Raw genomic sequence first — 16,484 nt, forward strand, 5'->3', positions numbered from 1 at the left:
AGCCCTCAGCTTCCCAGGTGCGAGATCAGCATGCGGCGCTGGTCCGCTTCGAGCTCGCCGCCTTCAGCCTTGGCGCCCTGCGCCGCCGTACCGAGCGAAATCCCCACCGATACGATATCGATCAGCAGCAGCTGCAAGATGCGCGAGATCATCGACAGGAAGTTGGTGCTGTCTTCCGCATGGTCAACCGCCAGGCACACTGTGGCCTTCTTGGCCAGCGCCGAGCCGCTGCTGGTAATGGCGATCACGTCCGCGCCCGCAGCGCGCGCCGCATCGACCGCCGTCAGCAATTCGGGCAGCCGGCCCGAGTTTGAAATGGCCACCACCACGTCGCCCGGCTTGAGCAGTTCGGCGGCCAGCGTAAACAGGTGCGAGTCGCCATACGACGCGGTGGGAATGCGGAACCTGAAAAACTTGTGCTGTCCGTCCAGCGCCACCACGCGCGAATTGCCCATCGCGTAAAACTCGACACGGTTGGCCTGGGTCAGCAGTTCGATGGCGCGGTCGATGGCGCGCACGTCGAGCTGGTCGCGAAATTTTAAAATCGCCGAGACGGTGTTGTCGATCACCTTGGCCGAAACGTCGTGCGTGCTGTCGCCGTTGCGCACCTGGCTGTGGCGCACGGGAATGGCGCCCGTCAGGCTGCTGGCAAACTTGAGCTTGAAGTCGGCCAGCCCCAGAAAACCCAGCGAGCGGCAAAAGCGGATCACCGTCGGCTGGCTGACTTCGGCCAGTTTGGCAATCCCCGCGATCGGCTCATTGAGCACCAGGCGCGGATGCTCGAGCACCAGCGTGGCCACGCGCTGTTCGGCAGGCGTGAGCTCGTGCTGCAGGTGGCCTATGCGCTCCATCAGCGTGTTGGCGCCGCTGCGTCCGCGCAGGTGTTCCGACAAAATCGTGGCCACGCCGTGAAAGGCCGGGTTGGGCGTGGTGATGACGTAGGTGGGAATATCGGCCAGGTAGCCGGTGAAGCGCCCCTTGGCCTCGAAGCGCGCCCGGAACTGCGATGTGGCGAACCATTCGCCCATGCGCGGCACGATGCCCCCGCCGATGAACACGCCGCCAAAGGCGCCCAGCGTGACGGCCAGGTTGGCGGCGGCACCACCGAGCATGCCGCAAAAGCAGTCCAGCACTTCCAGGCACAGCGCATCCTTGTCGTCGAGCGCGCCGCTGATGATCGCCGGCGACATGCGCACCGGCACCTTGACGCCATTGCGCAGCGCCAGCGCGCGGTAGATAATCTCCATGCCGGGTCCGGAAATGAGCCGCTCGTTCGACACGTGCGGCCACTCCTTCCAGGCAAACTGCAAAATGGCGAACTCGCGCTCGTCGGCCGGCGCGAAGTTGACGTGGCCGCCCTCGCTGCCCAGCGTGACAAAGCCGTCCACCGTCGGAATGACGCCCGACACGCCAAGGCCGGTGCCGGGCCCCAGCACGCCGACCACCGCGTTGCCCGCCGCCGCACCGCCGCCGACCTTCATCAGGTCGTCCGGGCCCAGCGCGGGTATCGCCATGGCCAGCGCCGTAAAGTCATTGACGATCAGGAGCGTCTGCAAACCGAGCTCGCGCCGCACGGCGTCGGTCGAAAACTCCCACGCGCGGTTGGTCATGCGGACCTGGTCGCCATTGATCGGATTGGCCACCGCAAGCGCCGCGTGGTGCAGCAGCTCCTGGTGGTCGGCCAGGTAAAACTGCAGCAGCGGGACGATGCCTTCGAAGTCGTCGCACTTGAGCACCCGCACCGAGCGAAACACGCCCGGCGCGGTCTGCAGCGCAAAGCGCGCATGCGTGGCGCCGATGTCGGCCAGAAGGCGCGCGCCGTCGGCAAACGCGGTGCGCGCAAACTTTTCCGGATCGGCGAGGTCGTTCATGCTGCGATGCTGCCGAACCAGGCGCCGTAGGCCGGCAGCGTGACGCTGGTGCCGTCAACGCTGCCGGGCAGCCCATGGCCGCTCAGCACCACCGCGCCGGCCGCTTGCTCCAGCGTGAAAGTGATTGGCGCCGGTCCCAGGTTGAACATCGCCAGCACGCTCGGATGGCCTGCCAGGTCGCGCTGCAGCGCCAGCACCGGCTCGGGCGCATCGAAAAACACGATGTCGCCGCGCGTCAGCTGCGGCTGCTGGCGGCGCCAGGCGATCAAGCGGCGCGCAAAATTGAGCGGCGAGTGCGGGTCGCTCTCCTGCCCGGCGGCGGCATTGGCCAGGTGTTGCGGCGCGACCGGCAGCCATGGCGTACCGCTGGTAAAGCCGGCGTGCGGCGCCTCGGTGGTCCACGGCATCGGCGTACGGCAGCCGTCGCGGCCCTTGAACTCGGGCCAGAAGGTGATGCCGTAAGGGTCCTGCAGCAGTTCGAACGGCACCTCCGCTTCGAGCAAGGCCAGCTCGTCGCCCTGGTACAGGCATGGCGTGCCCTTGAGCGAGCATTGCATCGCCAGCACCAGCTTGGCCAGCGCCGGTGTCGGCGCCCCGCCGCCCCAACGCGACATCACGCGCATCGCGTCGTGGTTGCCGACCGACCAGGAAGCCCAGCCGCCCTTGACGCGCGCTTCGAACTCCTCCACCTGCGAACGGATGTAGGCCGCCGTGAACGTGCTGGTGAGCAGGTTGAAGCTGTAGGCCATGTGCAGCTTGTCGCCGTCGGCCGTGTAGTCGGCCATCACGCCGAGCGCATCGTCGGCGCCCACTTCGCCAATCGCGACGGCGCCAAATTCGTTGAGCAGCGTGCGGATCTTTTGCAAAAAGGCGATATTCTCGGGACGCGTTTTGTCGTAAATGTGCGCCTGCATGCCGTACGGGTTGACGTCGGTGACGGTAGCGGTGTCGCGGTTGGTCGCGACCGGATTGCTGCGCAATGCGGGGTCGTGGAAGTGGAAATTGCAAGCGTCCATGCGCACGCCGTCCACGCCGCGCGCCAGCCAGAAGCGCAGGTTGTCCAGGTGCGCCTGCTGCACTTCCGGATTGTGAAAGTTCATGTCCGGCTGGCTGACCAGGAAGTTATGCAGGTAGTACTGCTTGCGCCGGCTGTCCCACTGCCACGACGAGCCGCCGAACACGGACAGCCAGTTGTTGGGCGGATTGCCGTCGGGGAGAGGATCGGCCCACACATACCAGTCGGCCTTGGGATTGTCGCGGCTCTTGCGGCTCTCGACAAACCAAGGATGCGCTTCGGCCGTGTGCGAGAGCACCTGGTCGATCATGATTTTCAGGCCCACGCTGTGGGCCTTGGCAATCAGGGCGTCGAAGTCGGCCAGTGTACCGAATAGGGGATCGACGTCGCAGTAGTCGGAAATGTCGTAGCCGAAGTCTTTCATCGGGGACGTAAAGAACGGCGAAATCCAGACGATGTCGGCGCCAAGCTCGGCGATATAGTCGAGTTTTTCAGTGATGCCGGGCAGGTCGCCCACGCCGTCGCCATTAGTGTCGAGAAAGCTGCGCGGATAAACCTGGTAGATGATGGCTTCGCGCCACCAAGGTGTGATTTGATTGTTCATGAAGCGTCCCGTTATGATTTTGTAGATAATATACATCACTTGCCGCCATTTAACAATATCCGCTCATCCGTCATAAATAGCAATAATGTTTATACTTATCAATGGCTTAGAACATTCCATGGCAATAGTACCAGATCACTATCGTAGTCAAACTACATCAAATAAATTAGCTATTGCCAGTCTCTCGGCAAGCGCTTAGGATCGCGTCTGGTCAAATGTAGGGAGCGGGAATGGCGCAAGCGGATAAACAGGACGGCAACGGGCCCTTGCCCCGGCAAGTGCCGTACATCGTCGGCTCCGAGGCGTGCGAACGCTTCAGCTTTTACGGCATGCGCAACATCCTCACGCCTTTTTTGATCAGCACCCTGCTGTTGTTCATGCCGGCCCCGGACCGCGCCGGCGAAGCCAAGGATATTTTCCACACCTTCGTCATCGGCGTGTATTTTTTTCCGCTGCTGGGCGGCTGGATCGCCGACCGCTACTTCGGCAAATACAACACCATCTTCTGGCTCAGCCTCGTGTACTGCGCGGGCCACGCCTGCCTGGCCGTCTGGGACGACAACCTCAAGGGCTTTTACTTCGGCCTGTTTCTGATCGCACTCGGCTCGGGCGGCATCAAGCCGCTGGTGTCCTCGTTCGTGGGCGACCAGTTCGACCAGACCAACAAGAACAAGGCGAAGGTGGTGTATGACGCCTTCTACTGGTCGATCAACTTCGGCTCGTTCTTCGCCTCGCTGCTGATGCCCATTTTCCTGCGCAGCTACGGCGCCTCGGTCGCCTTTGGCATTCCGGGCGCGCTGATGCTGGTCGCCACACTGGTGTTCTGGTCGGGACGCAAAAAATACGTGCACGTCCCGCCCGCCCCGGCTGACCCGCACTCGTTCATCAACGTGGCGCGCACCGCACTGCTGGCCAAACAGCGCGGCGCTGGACAGGCGGGCCTGTTCGTCGCCGGCATCGGCGCGCTCGGCGCGCTGGTCTCGCTGCTCATGATTCCGGCGCTGGGCTTCGTCATCGGCGCCTGCCTGGCGCTGGTGCTGCTGCTCGCGTTCGGTGGTATCGGCACCTCCATGCAACTCGAACGCGCGCGCGGCATCCATCCCGACGAAGCGGTCGATGGCGTGCGCGCCGTGCTGCGCATCCTGATCGTGTTCGCCCTGTGCACGCCCTTCCAGTCGCTGTTCGACCAGAAGGCCTCGACCTGGGTGGTACAGGCCAATGCCATGATCGCGCCGACCATCGACCTGTTCGGCAGCCCGTTCACGTTCGCACCGGCCCAGATGCAGGCCATAAATCCGCTGCTGGTAATGATCCTGATCCCGTTTAACAACCTGGTGCTGTACCCGCTTTTGCGCACACTGGGCATCGAGCCGACCGCACTGCGCCGCATGACGACGGGGATCGCATTTTCGGGCCTGTCGTGGATCGTCATCGGGGCCATACAAGTGGCCATGGATGGCGGCACGCCGATGTCGATGACCTGGCAGATCCTGCCGTACGCGCTGCTCACCTTTGCCGAAGTGCTGGTATCGGCCACCGGCCTGGAATTTGCCTACAGCCAGGCGCCCAAGTCGATGAAGGGGGTGATCATGGCCTTCTGGTTCCTGTCGATCACGGTCGGCAGCCTGTGGGTCCTGATCGTCAACAAGACCGTGCGCAACGACGCGGTGATCGCGCAGATCGCCAACAGCGGCGTGAGCGTGATGGCGTTCCAGATGTACTTTTTTGCCGCCTTCGCACTGGTGGCCGCTGCCATCTTCGGGTGGTACGCAACGCGCTACAAGATGGTGGATAATTACCGCGCCCAGGGCGAGTTGAATCAAGTGTAAGATTTTGTAGTAAAGCTACAGAAAATGCTCTACCATCGCTAAATTATTAGGCTTGGCGGCGCGAGTCTTGTACTTGCAGTACTTTCCCTGAAAGACCTGTCTTTAGCACTGCCCTCGCCGCGATTTACCGACCCGGATTCCCTATGCGTATTTTGCTTCGCTGTGCAGCCTTGCACCTCATCTTCCTTGGCGCGGCGCACGGCGCCGACGCACCGCTGGCAGCCTGCGACAGCGCCAGCTTCCAGCAGCTACTGCAGCCGGGAGCGGCCAGCCTGCCGGCGCGCGCCGTCTGGCTCAACCGGCGCCTCGCGCGCTGGCCCGGCGCCGACGCGGCGGGCGTCGTCAAGCTGTACCACGCACCCGACGGCGGCATTACTGCCACGCCCGGCGCCAGGGTGAGCGGCGCCACCGGCGCACTGGTCATGACGCGCTTCACCGGACCGGCCGACCCGGCGCGCTTCAAGTACGTCGGCGCCGGCCCCACATTCGCCATTGCCGACGCCGACCTGGCGCGCCTGCCGGCGCTGCACCGCCAGCAGCTGGTACTGGTGCAGGAAGACGCCGACGGCACCGTGCGCGCCGCAACGCGCCTGCAAGCTGCCGGCGCGCTCGACGACCTGTATCGGGCTGCGGCCAGCGCCCCCGGCCTGGGCGTCGCTCCCCGCGCAACAGCCACCGCCTTCGGTCTGTGGGCGCCAACGGCGCAGCAGGTCATGCTGTGCACTTACGACAGCGCCAGCGCGCCGGCCACGGCGATCGCGCCCATGCAGCTTGACGCGGCCAGCGGCGTGTGGCGCATTGCCGCACCCGGCGACCTGTCCGGCAAATACTATCAATACATCGTCGACGTCATTGTCGATAGCGCCGGCCTGGTACGCAACCTGGTGACGGACCCCTACTCGGTCAGCCTGAGCACCGATTCGGCGCGCAGCTACATTGCCGACCTGGCCGCGCCGCGCTTGAAACCCGCGCACTGGGACCGGCACCGGGTGCCAGAGCGCGTCAAGGCGCAGACCGACATGGTGGTCTACGAACTGCACGTGCGCGACTTTTCCATCAACGACCCGACGGTGGCGCCGGCAAAGCGCGGCAAGTACGCCGCCTTTGGCGAGAAGAACGCCAACGGCATGCGGCACCTGGCAGCACTCAGCCGCGCCGGCATGACCGACATTCACCTGCTGCCGGTGTACGACATCGCCAGCGTGCCCGAGCGCGGCTGCGCCGTGCCCGCGCCCGTGGGTGCAGCCGATGGCGACTCCCAGCAAGCCTTGATCAAGAAAACCGAACACACCGACTGCTTCAACTGGGGCTACGACCCGTTCCATTACAGCGCGCCGGAAGGCAGCTACGCCAGCGACCCGGCCGACGGTGCGCGCCGCATCATCGAGTTTCGCGAAATGGTGATGAACCTGCACGGCGCCGGTTTGCGGGTCGGGATGGACGTGGTGTACAACCACACCTTCGCCTCGGGCCAGAAAGAAAAATCCGTCCTCGACCGGATTGTCCCGGGCTACTACCACCGCCTGAACGCGGCCGGCGCGGTCGAGCAATCGACCTGCTGCGACAACACCGCGACCGAAAACCTGATGATGGCGCGTCTGATGCTCGATTCGGCCGCGCTGTGGACGCGCGAGTACAAGATCGATTCATTCCGCTTCGACTTGATGGGCCACCAGCCGCGCGCGGTGATGGAGCAGTTGCAGGCGCGCGTCGACAAGGCGGCCGGGCGCCACGTCAACTTGATCGGCGAAGGCTGGAATTTCGGTGAGGTGGAAAATGGCGCGCGCTTCGTGCAAGCCTCGCAGCTCTCGCTCGATGGCAGCGGCATCGGCACCTTCAATGACCGGGGACGCGACAGCGTGCGCGGCGGCTCCGCTGCCGACGCCGGCGACAAGCTGATCTCGCAGCAGGGCTTCATCAATGGCCTGGTGTACGATCCCAACGCACTGGCCGGCGCGCGTCCGCTGGCCGATTTGCTGGGCACTGCCGACATGGTCAAGGTTGGCTTGGCAGGCTCGGTGCGCAGCTACCCCCTGCGCACGCACGCCAAGGGCGTGCTCACACTGGAATCGATCGACTATAACGGCCAGCCGGCCGGTTACGCCAGCGAGCCGGGCGAAGCGGTCAACTACGTTGAAAACCACGACAACCAAACACTGTACGACATCAACGTCCTCAAGCTGCCGCTGGCCACCACCAGCGCCGAACGCGCGCGGGTGCAGATGCTGGGCGCGGCCATCAACGCCTTTAGCCAGGGCGTGGCGTACTACCACGCCGGCATCGACACGCTGCGCTCCAAGTCACTGGACCGCAACAGCTTCAATTCGGGCGACTGGTTCAACCGCATCGACTGGAGCTACCAGGACAATTACTTCGGCACCGGTCTGCCGCCGGCGCAGGACAACGGCAAGGACTATGCCCTCCTCAAGCCGCTGCTGGCCAACGCCGCATTAAAACCGGCGCCGGCCGACATCGCCTATGCCCGCGACGCCTTTCGCGACCTGCTGGCAATTCGCGCCAGCTCCACCCTGTTCCGCCTGCGCACAGCGGCCGACATAAACGCGCGGCTGCGCTTTTACGACAGCGCCGCCCCGACCGTGATTGCCGCGCGCATCGACGGCAAGGGCTACCCTGGCGCGCACTTCAAGGCCGTCAATTACTTCATCAATGTGGACAAGGTGGCGCATGGCGTGGCCGTGGAGCGCGAACGGGGGCAGCGCATGCGGCTCCACCCGGTGCATGCGGCATCTGGGGCGGCCGACCGGCGCGCCGCGGATGCCGCCTACGACCGCGCAACGGGCATGTTGCATGTCCCGCCGCGCACCGCTGTCGTGTTTGTGGAGTAGTCAGATATCGAGGTGCGAGATGAGCATGCGCTTTTTCTCGGCCTCGCTGTCGTCGCCCTGCACGCCCAGCGAAATCCCGACCGACATGATATCGATCAGCAGCAGCTGCAGCATGCGCGAGATCATCGACAGGAAGTAGGTACCGTCTTCGCTGTGATCGACCGCCAGGCACACCGTCGCCTTTTTCGCCAGCGCCGATTTGCTGCTGGTGATCGCGATCACGTCGGCCCCGACCGCGCGCGCCGCATCCACCGCCGCCAGCAGTTCCGGCATCTGCCCCGATGACGAAATCGCGATCACCACGTCGCCCGGATTGAGCAGTTCTGCGGCCAGCTTGAACAGGTGCGAGTCGCCATACGACGCGCTCGGAATGCGAAAGCGGAAGAACTTGTGCTGCCCGTCCAGCGCCACCACGCGCGAATTGCCCATCGCATAAAACTCCACCCGCTTGGCATTGCGCAGCAGTTCGATGGCGCGGTCGATCGACTGCACGTCGAGCTGGTCGCGGAACTTCAAGATGGCCGACACGGTGTTGTCAATCACCTTGGCCGACAAGTCATGCGTGCTGTCGGACGTGCGCACCTGGCTGTGACGCACCGGAATGGTGCCGGTCAGACTACTGGCGAACTTGAGCTTAAAGTCGGCCAGACCCAGGAAACCGAGCGAGCGGCAAAAGCGGATCACGGTCGGCTGGCTGACGTCGGCCAGGCGCGCAATTTCGGCGATCGGCTCGCCCAGCACCTTGCGCGGGTGCTCGATCACCAGCGTGGCGACGCGCTGCTCGGCGGGCGAGAGTTCGTGCTGCAAGTGCTGTACGCGCTCCATCAGCGTGTTGGCGCCGCTGCGCCCGCGCAGGTGTTCGGACAGGATCGTCGCCACGCCGTAAAAGGCCGGGTTCGGCGTCATGATCACGTACGTCGGAATCTGGGCCAGGTACTCGGTGAAGCGGCCCTTTGCCTCAAAGCGCGCGCGAAAGCCCGACTTGGCGAACAATTCGGCCATGCGCGGCACGATGCCCCCGCCGATGAAAATGCCGCCGAACGCGCCCAGCGTCACGGCCAGGTTGGCGGCCGCGCCGCCCAGCATGTTGCAGAAGCATTCGAGCACTTCCAGGCACAGCGGATCGTTGTCGTCAAGCGCGCCGCTGATGATGTCGGGCGAGGAGCGCGCGGCGACCTGTTGACCGTTGCGTTCAGCCAGCGCGCGATAAATGATTTCCATGCCGGGGCCGGAAATCAAGCGCTCGTTCGACACGTGCGACCACTCTTTCCAGGCGAACTGCAGGATCGCAAACTCGCGCTCGTCGGCCGGCGCGAAGTTGACGTGGCCGCCCTCGCTGCCCAGCGTAACCAGGCCGTCGACGGTGGGAATGACGCCGGAGACGCCAAGGCCGGTGCCAGGCCCCAGCACCCCGATCACCGCGTTCGACGCCGGGGCGCCGGCGCCGACCTGCATCAGATCCGCGCCGGACAGGCCGGGCAGCGACATTGCCAGCGCCGTGAAGTCGTTCACGATCAGCAGCGTGTTCAGGCCGAGCTCGCGCCGCACTTCGTCGGTCGAGAAAGTCCAGTCGCGGTTGGTCATGCGGATCGTATCGCCGCTGATCGGATTGGCCAGCGCGAACGCGGCGTGGTTCAGGCGGATGTTTTTATGGTCGGCCAGGTAGCAATGCAGCAGCGGCACGATGCCGCTGAAATCGTCGCACTTGAGCACGCGCACCGAGCGCAGCACGCCGGGCGCGGTTTCAAGTGCGAAGCGCGCGTGGGTGGCGCCGATGTCGGCAAGCAGGCGTGGACCGTCCGCATAGGCGGTACGGCTGTATTTCTGTTCGGAGTCGGTTTCTTTGGTCATCGCAATAAATAGGGGCTGGATCGCGTGTAGCATACCCTATTGTACGAAATGCACCAAAATCTCCCCCGGGGTCAGGAAATGTTGCGTTCAGAACCCGATCAGCACCATCGAATTGCCGGTGTCGAACTGCACTTTGCCATTCGCGACAAGCGCCGTTTTTCCCGAGTAGTAATCGCGCACCGTCTGGCCGTCCAGAAAGACGCCCGCCACGCTGACCGGCGTTGGCTTGCCGGGCGGCAGGTCCAGCGCCACCACCACGCTGTCGCGCACGCCGGCGCGCTCGAACTTGCGGGCGAACGTGTAGGGACTGCTTTCCAGTTGCTCATGCACGCCCGCTCCCACCGCCGGGTGCGCGCGCCGGAACTGGCCCAGCCGGCTCCAGTGCAGATGCAGGTCGCTAACGCGGTAGCCGGCGCGCTGCGCGTTGTCGGCCAGGTCGCCCCAGTTCATGAACGAACGCAGTGTTGCGTCGCCCACCGCGCCGTCAACCTTCAATACGCGCGCCGTCTCGTCGCCGTAATAGATCTGCGCCGCGCCGGGTGCGAGCATCAGCTTGGTCGCGCTTTCGAACGCACGCGTGCGCAGCGGATCGAAGGGGTTGCCGTCATCATGGGAGCTGATGTAATTGAGGACCGAATAACCTTTCAGCGGCCCGTTGAGCGCCTTTGAATAGCCGCTGAACAGCTGCTCGTAGCTTTGTTTGGCGTCGCGCACCATGCTGAAGTTGATCAGGCTGTCAAAACCGTTGGCGAAAAAGTCCGCGTACTTGCCACCGTTCATGTCGAACATGCGCCCATGATTGACCGAATAGTTAAACACTTCGGCCGTCATGAAGAACTTGTCGTCGCCCAGCCGCTTGGCCGGGTTGGCGCGCTTCCAGTCTTCGTACGCTTCGCTGGCGACCTTTTTCAGGTCCTTCCATACGCCAGGCTCGGTGTGCTTGACCGTGTCGCCCCGAAAGCCGTCAAAGCCATACTTGCGCACCCAGTCCGCGTGCCACTTCATCACGTAATAGCGCGGCGCGCGCGGAAAACCGGTGCGCTTGAAAAAAGCATCGAGCTCCTTGACTTCGCGCTCGTAGCGCCCTTCCTGCTTCCACTTGGCCACCAGCGTCGGCGGCAGCTGCACCGCCTTGTTATTGTCGGTGCGGATGTCGGGCAGGTTCTTGACCAGCGCGCAGTCGACCGTCGTTGCCGTATCCTGGTGCGTGCACACCGGGTCGAGGCGCACCCATTCCTTGGGCCACGCCGGGTCGGCTTGCGTGACCGGGCCGGTATGGTTCATCACCACGTCGAGCAGCACGCGGATGCCGTGCGCGTGCGCGGTATCGACCAGTTCCTTCACGTCCGCTTCGGTGCCAAGGTTGGCGTCCACACTGGTGAAGTCCTTGGCCCAGTAGCCATGAAAGCCGTACGAGGTGCCCGTGCCTTCGTCCGTGCTGGCGTGGTTTTGCTCCACCGGCGGCGAAATCCAGATGGCGTCGACCCCCAGCGTGGTGAAGTAGCCTTCCTTGATCTTGGCGGTCACGCCGGCCAGGTCGCCGCCCATGTAGCTGCGCAGGACGGCCCCGTCGCGCTTGCGCCCGTACGCCAGGTCGTTGGCGGCATTGGCGTTGCTAAACCGGTCCGTCAACAGGAAGTACACCGTCGCGCCCTCCCACACAAAAGGCTGATTCGCTCCGTGCGCGAATGCGGGAGTCGATGCGGCGCCAGAGGCGAGTGCAAGTGCGAGTGCGAGTGCGGCAGCTAATGCGGAACGTTTCATGTACTTCCTGTCGGTGAAAAATTTAGGTGATGACGGTGGGACCTGCCCGCTTGGTGCGTGACTTCAGTTGCGAAAGCGTGTCGGCGATGCGCGCCAGGCCGGCAAGGGCGCTTTGCGCTTCCAGAGCGTGGCGGGCCGGATCGGCCTCGTATTTTTCAAGATACAGGCGCACGGTGGCGCCCTCGGTGCCGGTTCCCGACAGGCGGAAAACAATGCGCGAGCCGTCGCTCATGATGATGCGCACGCCCTGCCTGTTCGCGACCGAGCCGTCAACCGGGTCGGTGTAGACAAAGTCGTCGGCCAGCGCCACGGTGTAGCCGTCGTGGACGGTGCCCCCAAGCGCGCCAAGCTGCCCGCGCAGGTGCGCCATCATGGCTTCGGCGGCAGCGGCATCGACCGCCTCGTAATCGTGGCGCGAGTAGTAATTGCGCCCGAAGCGGGCCCAGTGGCGCTCGACGATGTCGGCCACCGAAAGGCCGCTGGCAGCCACCATATTGAGCCAGAACAGTACCGCCCACAGGCCGTCTTTTTCGCGGATGTGGTCTGACCCCGTTCCGTAGCTTTCTTCGCCACACAGGTTGACCAGGCCGGCGTCGAGCAGGTTGCCGAAATACTTCCAGCCGGTCGGCGTTTCGTAACACGGCACGCCGAGCGCCGCGGCTACCCGGTCGGGCGCGGTGGAAGTGGGCATCGAGCGCGCGATACCCGTGATGCCGGCGCGGTACCCGGGCACCACGCCGGCGTTGGCGGCGATGATGGCCAGGCTGTCGGACGGCGTGACGGCAATGCCGCGCCCGACGATCATGTTGCGGTCCGCGTCGCCGTCAGTGGCAGCTCCCAGGTCCGGCGCGTCGGGCGCGGCCATCAAAGCGATCAGGTCGGCCGCATTGACGGGGTTGGGGTCGGGGTGGTGGCCGCCAAAGTCTTCCAGCGGCGCGCCGTTGATGACGGTGCCTTTGGGCGCGCCCAGGATGCCTTCAAGGATGGCCTGCGCATACGGTCCGCCCACCGCGTGCATGCCGTCAAAGCGCATCGTGAAGCCGCCTGCGAACAAGGCCTTGATGGCCGCAAAGTCGAACAGGCGCGCCATCAGGTCGGCGTAGTCGCGCACCGGGTCGATCACTTCGACGACCATTTGCTCGATGTGCGCCTGGCCGATCTGGTCGATATCGGTAGCGGGCGCGTCGCTGATGCGGTAGGCGGCAATTGCCTGGGTATGGCCGTAGATGGCGTCGGTGATGCGCTCGGGTGCCGGTCCGCCGTTGCCGATGTTGTACTTGATGCCGAAGTCGCCATCCGGGCCGCCCGGATTGTGGCTGGCCGAGAGCACGATGCCGCCCAGCGCCCCATGCTTGCGCACCACGCAGCTCAGCGCCGGCGTCGAGAGGATGCCCGCGCGCCCGACCAGCACCTTGGCGAAACCGTGCGCGGCAGCCATGCGCAAAATGACCTGGATCGCGTGGCGGTTAAAAAAGCGCCCGTCGCCGCCCACGACCAGGCTCTGGCCGGCACAGTCGCCAAGGGTGGCGAAGATCGACTGCACGAAGTTTTCAAGGTAGCCGCCCTGCTGGAACTCGGCCACTTTTTTGCGAAGTCCCGACGTGCCGGGCTTTTGCCCGGCAAACGGTGTTGTTGCAATGGTCTGGATGGTCATTATTTCTCCTGTCAATTATCAATATGATATGACAAGCAACGCGATCCTGACGCCACGTTAAGCGCTGACGACCACGGTGTCTTTTACCAGCAGCGTGCACAGGCCACCGATGACCATGCAGGCGCCGCTGAAGGCCAGCGTGGCCACGACCCGGCCGCCCAAAAAGTGGCTCAGGACGAATGGCAGCACGGGTACCATGACGATCTGGGGAACCACGACCGTGAAGTTGAACGCGCCCATGTAAAAGCCCATTTTTTCCGGTGGCACGGAACCGGCAAGAATCGCAAACGGCACCGTCAGGATACTGGCCCACGCGATGCCCACGCCGACCATCGGCAGCAGCAGCATTTCCTTTTGGGTGATGAACATGATGCTGGCCAGGCTGGCCCCGCCGATGAACAGACAGATCATGTGCAGCACCTTGCGGTTGGTCTTGCGCGCGATGACCGGCAAAATAAAGGCAGCCAGCGCCGAGACGCCACTATAGACCGCGAACATAATGCTCACCCAGGTACCGGCAGCCTGAAAGGCGTCCGACTTGGCATCCGTGGTGCCGAACACATTGGCGGCGACGGCGTTGGTCGTATTGACCCACATGATGAACAGCGAGGCCCACGAGAAAAACTGAACCGCAGCCAGCTGGCGCATCACCAGCGGCATCTTTACCAGACTACTGAAAATTTCGGAAAAGGCGTGGCCGACACCCTTGCGCTTGGCGCGTTCGGCGCGAAAAGCCTCCAGGTCGGCCGGCGGCAGTTCGGTGCTGCTGAACACCGTCCACGCAACGGCGCTGATGAACGCCAGGCCGCCTACATAAAACGAGTAGCGTACGGTCGGCGGGATGTTCCCGTCGATGACCGAGTTACTCACCCCGAAGTGCTCGAAGATCGACGGCAGCAAGGACGCGATCACCGAACCGCAGCCGATGAAGAAGGTCTGCATCGCAAAGCCGGACGTTTGCTGCGCCGGATCGAGCTTGTCGCCAACAAAGGCGCGAAACGGCTCCATCGCCACGTTGATCGACGCGTCCATGATCCACAGCGCGAACACGGCCATCCAGATGGCGGTCGAATTGGGCATCATAAACATGGCCAGCGTGGCCAGGATGGCGCCGCCAAAAAAGAAGGGACGGCGACGGCCCCACTTGTGGTGCCACGTGTTGTCGCTCAAGTAGCCGATAATCGGTTGTATCAGCAGGCCGGTGACGGGCGGGGCGAGCCAGAACCAGGGTAAGTCGTCGGGCGAGGCGCCCAGGGTCGAGAAGATGCGGCTGCTGTTCGAATTTTGCAGCGCAAAGCCGAACTGGATGCCAAAAAAGCCGAAGCTCATGTTCCAAAGCTGCGAGAAGGTCAGCCGCGGCTTGATTGCCGAGAGTTGCATTTGCATCTGTGTCCCCAAATTTGTCGCCCGCGCAACATGCCAGGCTTATTTTCATCATTTGTAGCAAAGTAACATGGCGATTTCTACGTGTCAATCCAAACCGTTCCATAGTAGAATTAAGGTAGCAATCAAATAAAAACAATAGAAATTGTAGTCAAATAACAGAATTGGACGGAGACACCATGCTGGATATGCAAAAGCGCTTGAGTAATTTTTTCTACGCGACGATTAGTTTGCCCTCGACGGCAATGGGTTTTGCGTTGTGCATCCAGATTTCGGCGCTGAGCTGGATCTTGAGCACCCGCTTCGGGCTCGAGATCCACCAGATCGGCATTGTCTGGGCCGCCGGCCCGACTGCGGGCATTCTGGGCCAGGTGTTGATCGGGCTGGTCAGCGACAAGGCCTGGTTCTGGGGCGGCCGGCGCCGGCCTTTCATCCTCATTGGCGGCACGCTGGCGGCACTGATGGTGTTCCTGCTGCCGCGCATTGACATCGTCAACCAAGCGCTTGGCGTGGGCAACCTGCTGATGGTGGCGGTAGTGATCGTGGTGGTGCTCGACCTGTCGATCAATATCAGTTTCAACCCCACGCGCGCCATCATCGCCGACCTCACTCCCGAAGGGGAGGCGCGTACCAAAGGGTACACGTGGATGCAGACCATCTCCGGCTTTTGGGGCGTGCTCGCCTACATCGTCGGGGCCACGCTTGGTAACGATGCCCTGATCCAGCTGGGCGCCATCGTCGTGTTCGCGTTCTCGGTGGTGCCGATGTTCTTCATCAAAGAGCGGCGCGAACTGGTGACGGTGGCCGAGGCGGCCACGGCAACCAAGGCCGACTGGGGCCAGCTGTGGCGCATCTATATCGCGCATGGCTTTTCGTGGCTGGGCGTGCAGTCAATGTTCGTGTTCACGTATGGCTTCATCCAGACCCATATCATTCCGGCCGGCCTGCCGCAGGCTGCGGCCAACGCGCAGAGCGGGCAAATCATCGCGTACTCGTTCGCGGTGCTCAACACCGTGGGCTTTTTGCTGCCGGCGCTGGTGCTTGCGCCCGTTGCCAGGCGCATCGGGCGCGTGAACACGCAGGCGCTGTGCATTGCCATCATGGCCGGCGGGTACTTCATGATCGCCTCGTTCGCGCGCACGCCGGCCATGCTGTATGCGCTGATGGCGGTGGTGGGCATTGGCTGGAGCGCGATCGTGAGCCTGCCGTTTGCGATCATGAGCGACAAGGTGGACAAGAGCCGCATGGGCTTTTTCATGGGCTTGTTCAACTTGTCGGTGGTGGTGCCGCAGCTGATGTCGACGGGCGTGGGGTATGTGCTCAAGGGCGCGGGGAACAACAGTTTGCTGTATGTGATCTGCGGGACCTCGCTGGCCGTGTCGGCCGCGTTGTGGTGCCTGGTGAAGGACAAGCAAGGGGCGGCCATGCCGGTGGGGGCGCTGGCGGCGCAGCATTGAGGTTGAAGCCGCGGGCGGCGCCGTGGTGGAATGCGCTTCGCTTTTGCGCCCTACGCAAGTCGACGGCTTCGGCCCTGCGTAGGGCGGAAAAGGGCATCGCCTGCATTGCGCCAAGCGCCGTCGAAACGCCCGATGCCGCAGGCGGCCCCATGGCGCAATGCGCTTCGCTTTTCCGCCCTACGCAAGTTGACGGCTCGGCTTTGCGTAGGG

General features: G+C 63.6%; 9 protein-coding genes. 3 read left to right on the plus strand and 6 right to left on the minus strand.

What is annotated here, in order from left to right; all coding sequences use genetic code 11:
- Nucleotides 1-5: 5 nt before the first annotated feature.
- Both ACP7BV_RS08400 and ACP7BV_RS08405 read right to left on the minus strand, forming a co-directional pair.
- Nucleotides 6-1,871 carry a glucokinase gene (locus ACP7BV_RS08400; RefSeq protein WP_426103351.1) on the minus strand — a complete coding sequence of 622 codons (1,866 nt, stop codon included), beginning with the start codon at nucleotides 1,869-1,871 and terminating at the stop codon, nucleotides 6-8.
- Nucleotides 1,868-3,490 carry an alpha-amylase family glycosyl hydrolase gene (locus ACP7BV_RS08405; RefSeq protein WP_426103352.1) on the minus strand — a complete coding sequence of 541 codons (1,623 nt, stop codon included), beginning with the start codon at nucleotides 3,488-3,490 and terminating at the stop codon, nucleotides 1,868-1,870. Before ACP7BV_RS08405 ends, ACP7BV_RS08400 begins: the two co-directional genes overlap by 4 nt.
- Before the next feature lie 230 nt (nucleotides 3,491-3,720).
- Here ACP7BV_RS08405 and ACP7BV_RS08410 point away from each other — a divergent pair, with 230 nt between their 5' ends.
- Nucleotides 3,721-5,319, plus strand: a complete 1,599-nt coding sequence (locus tag ACP7BV_RS08410; protein ID WP_426103353.1) for an oligopeptide:H+ symporter — start codon at nucleotides 3,721-3,723, stop codon at nucleotides 5,317-5,319.
- A 143-nt stretch (nucleotides 5,320-5,462) separates the two neighbouring features.
- Complete coding sequence (gene pulA / locus ACP7BV_RS08415) at nucleotides 5,463-8,165, plus strand: pullulanase-type alpha-1,6-glucosidase (RefSeq protein WP_426103354.1); 2,703 nt, start codon at nucleotides 5,463-5,465, stop codon at nucleotides 8,163-8,165.
- Here the strand turns inward: pulA and ACP7BV_RS08420 are convergent, their stop codons facing one another.
- The 4 genes from ACP7BV_RS08420 to ACP7BV_RS08435 all read right to left on the minus strand — a co-directional run bounded on the left by ACP7BV_RS08420 (nucleotide 8,166) and on the right by ACP7BV_RS08435 (nucleotide 14,820).
- Nucleotides 8,166-10,016, minus strand: coding sequence for a glucokinase (locus ACP7BV_RS08420; RefSeq protein WP_426103355.1), 1,851 nt, complete (start codon nucleotides 10,014-10,016; stop codon nucleotides 8,166-8,168).
- Nucleotides 10,017-10,103: 87 nt separating this feature from the next.
- Complete coding sequence (locus ACP7BV_RS08425) at nucleotides 10,104-11,780, minus strand: alpha-amylase family glycosyl hydrolase (protein WP_426103356.1); 1,677 nt, start codon at nucleotides 11,778-11,780, stop codon at nucleotides 10,104-10,106.
- 22 nt (nucleotides 11,781-11,802) lie between these two features.
- Complete coding sequence (locus ACP7BV_RS08430; RefSeq protein WP_426103357.1) at nucleotides 11,803-13,434, minus strand: alpha-D-glucose phosphate-specific phosphoglucomutase; 1,632 nt, start codon at nucleotides 13,432-13,434, stop codon at nucleotides 11,803-11,805.
- A gap of 57 nt (nucleotides 13,435-13,491) precedes the next feature.
- Entirely contained in the window at nucleotides 13,492-14,820 is a 1,329-nt protein-coding gene (locus tag ACP7BV_RS08435) for an MFS transporter (RefSeq protein WP_426103358.1), read from the minus strand.
- A gap of 176 nt (nucleotides 14,821-14,996) precedes the next feature.
- On the opposite strand from ACP7BV_RS08435, the gene ACP7BV_RS08440 reads away from it, so the two are divergent.
- On the plus strand, nucleotides 14,997-16,274 hold the full coding sequence (locus ACP7BV_RS08440; RefSeq protein ID WP_426103359.1) for an MFS transporter: 1,278 nt from the start codon (nucleotides 14,997-14,999) through the stop codon (nucleotides 16,272-16,274).
- Nucleotides 16,275-16,484: the final 210 nt, after the last annotated feature.

The organism is Massilia sp. TSP1-1-2, assembly GCF_049896185.1.
In the GTDB taxonomy this organism is placed as follows: domain Bacteria; phylum Pseudomonadota; class Gammaproteobacteria; order Burkholderiales; family Burkholderiaceae_D; genus Telluria_A.

Excerpts from the sequence above, each read along its gene's own strand:
- ACP7BV_RS08400 (WP_426103351.1), bottom strand. The coding sequence starts at position 1,871 with ATGAACGACCTCGCCGATCCGGAAAAGTTTGCGCGCACCGCGTTTGCC.
- ACP7BV_RS08405 (WP_426103352.1), bottom strand. The coding sequence starts at position 3,490 with ATGAACAATCAAATCACACCTTGGTGGCGCGAAGCCATCATCTACCAG.
- ACP7BV_RS08410 (WP_426103353.1), top strand. The coding sequence starts at position 3,721 with ATGGCGCAAGCGGATAAACAGGACGGCAACGGGCCCTTGCCCCGGCAA.
- pulA (WP_426103354.1), top strand. The coding sequence starts at position 5,463 with ATGCGTATTTTGCTTCGCTGTGCAGCCTTGCACCTCATCTTCCTTGGC.
- ACP7BV_RS08420 (WP_426103355.1), bottom strand. The coding sequence starts at position 10,016 with ATGACCAAAGAAACCGACTCCGAACAGAAATACAGCCGTACCGCCTAT.
- ACP7BV_RS08425 (WP_426103356.1), bottom strand. The coding sequence starts at position 11,780 with ATGAAACGTTCCGCATTAGCTGCCGCACTCGCACTCGCACTTGCACTC.
- ACP7BV_RS08430 (WP_426103357.1), bottom strand. The coding sequence starts at position 13,434 with ATGACCATCCAGACCATTGCAACAACACCGTTTGCCGGGCAAAAGCCC.
- ACP7BV_RS08435 (WP_426103358.1), bottom strand. The coding sequence starts at position 14,820 with ATGCAAATGCAACTCTCGGCAATCAAGCCGCGGCTGACCTTCTCGCAG.
- ACP7BV_RS08440 (WP_426103359.1), top strand. The coding sequence starts at position 14,997 with ATGCTGGATATGCAAAAGCGCTTGAGTAATTTTTTCTACGCGACGATT.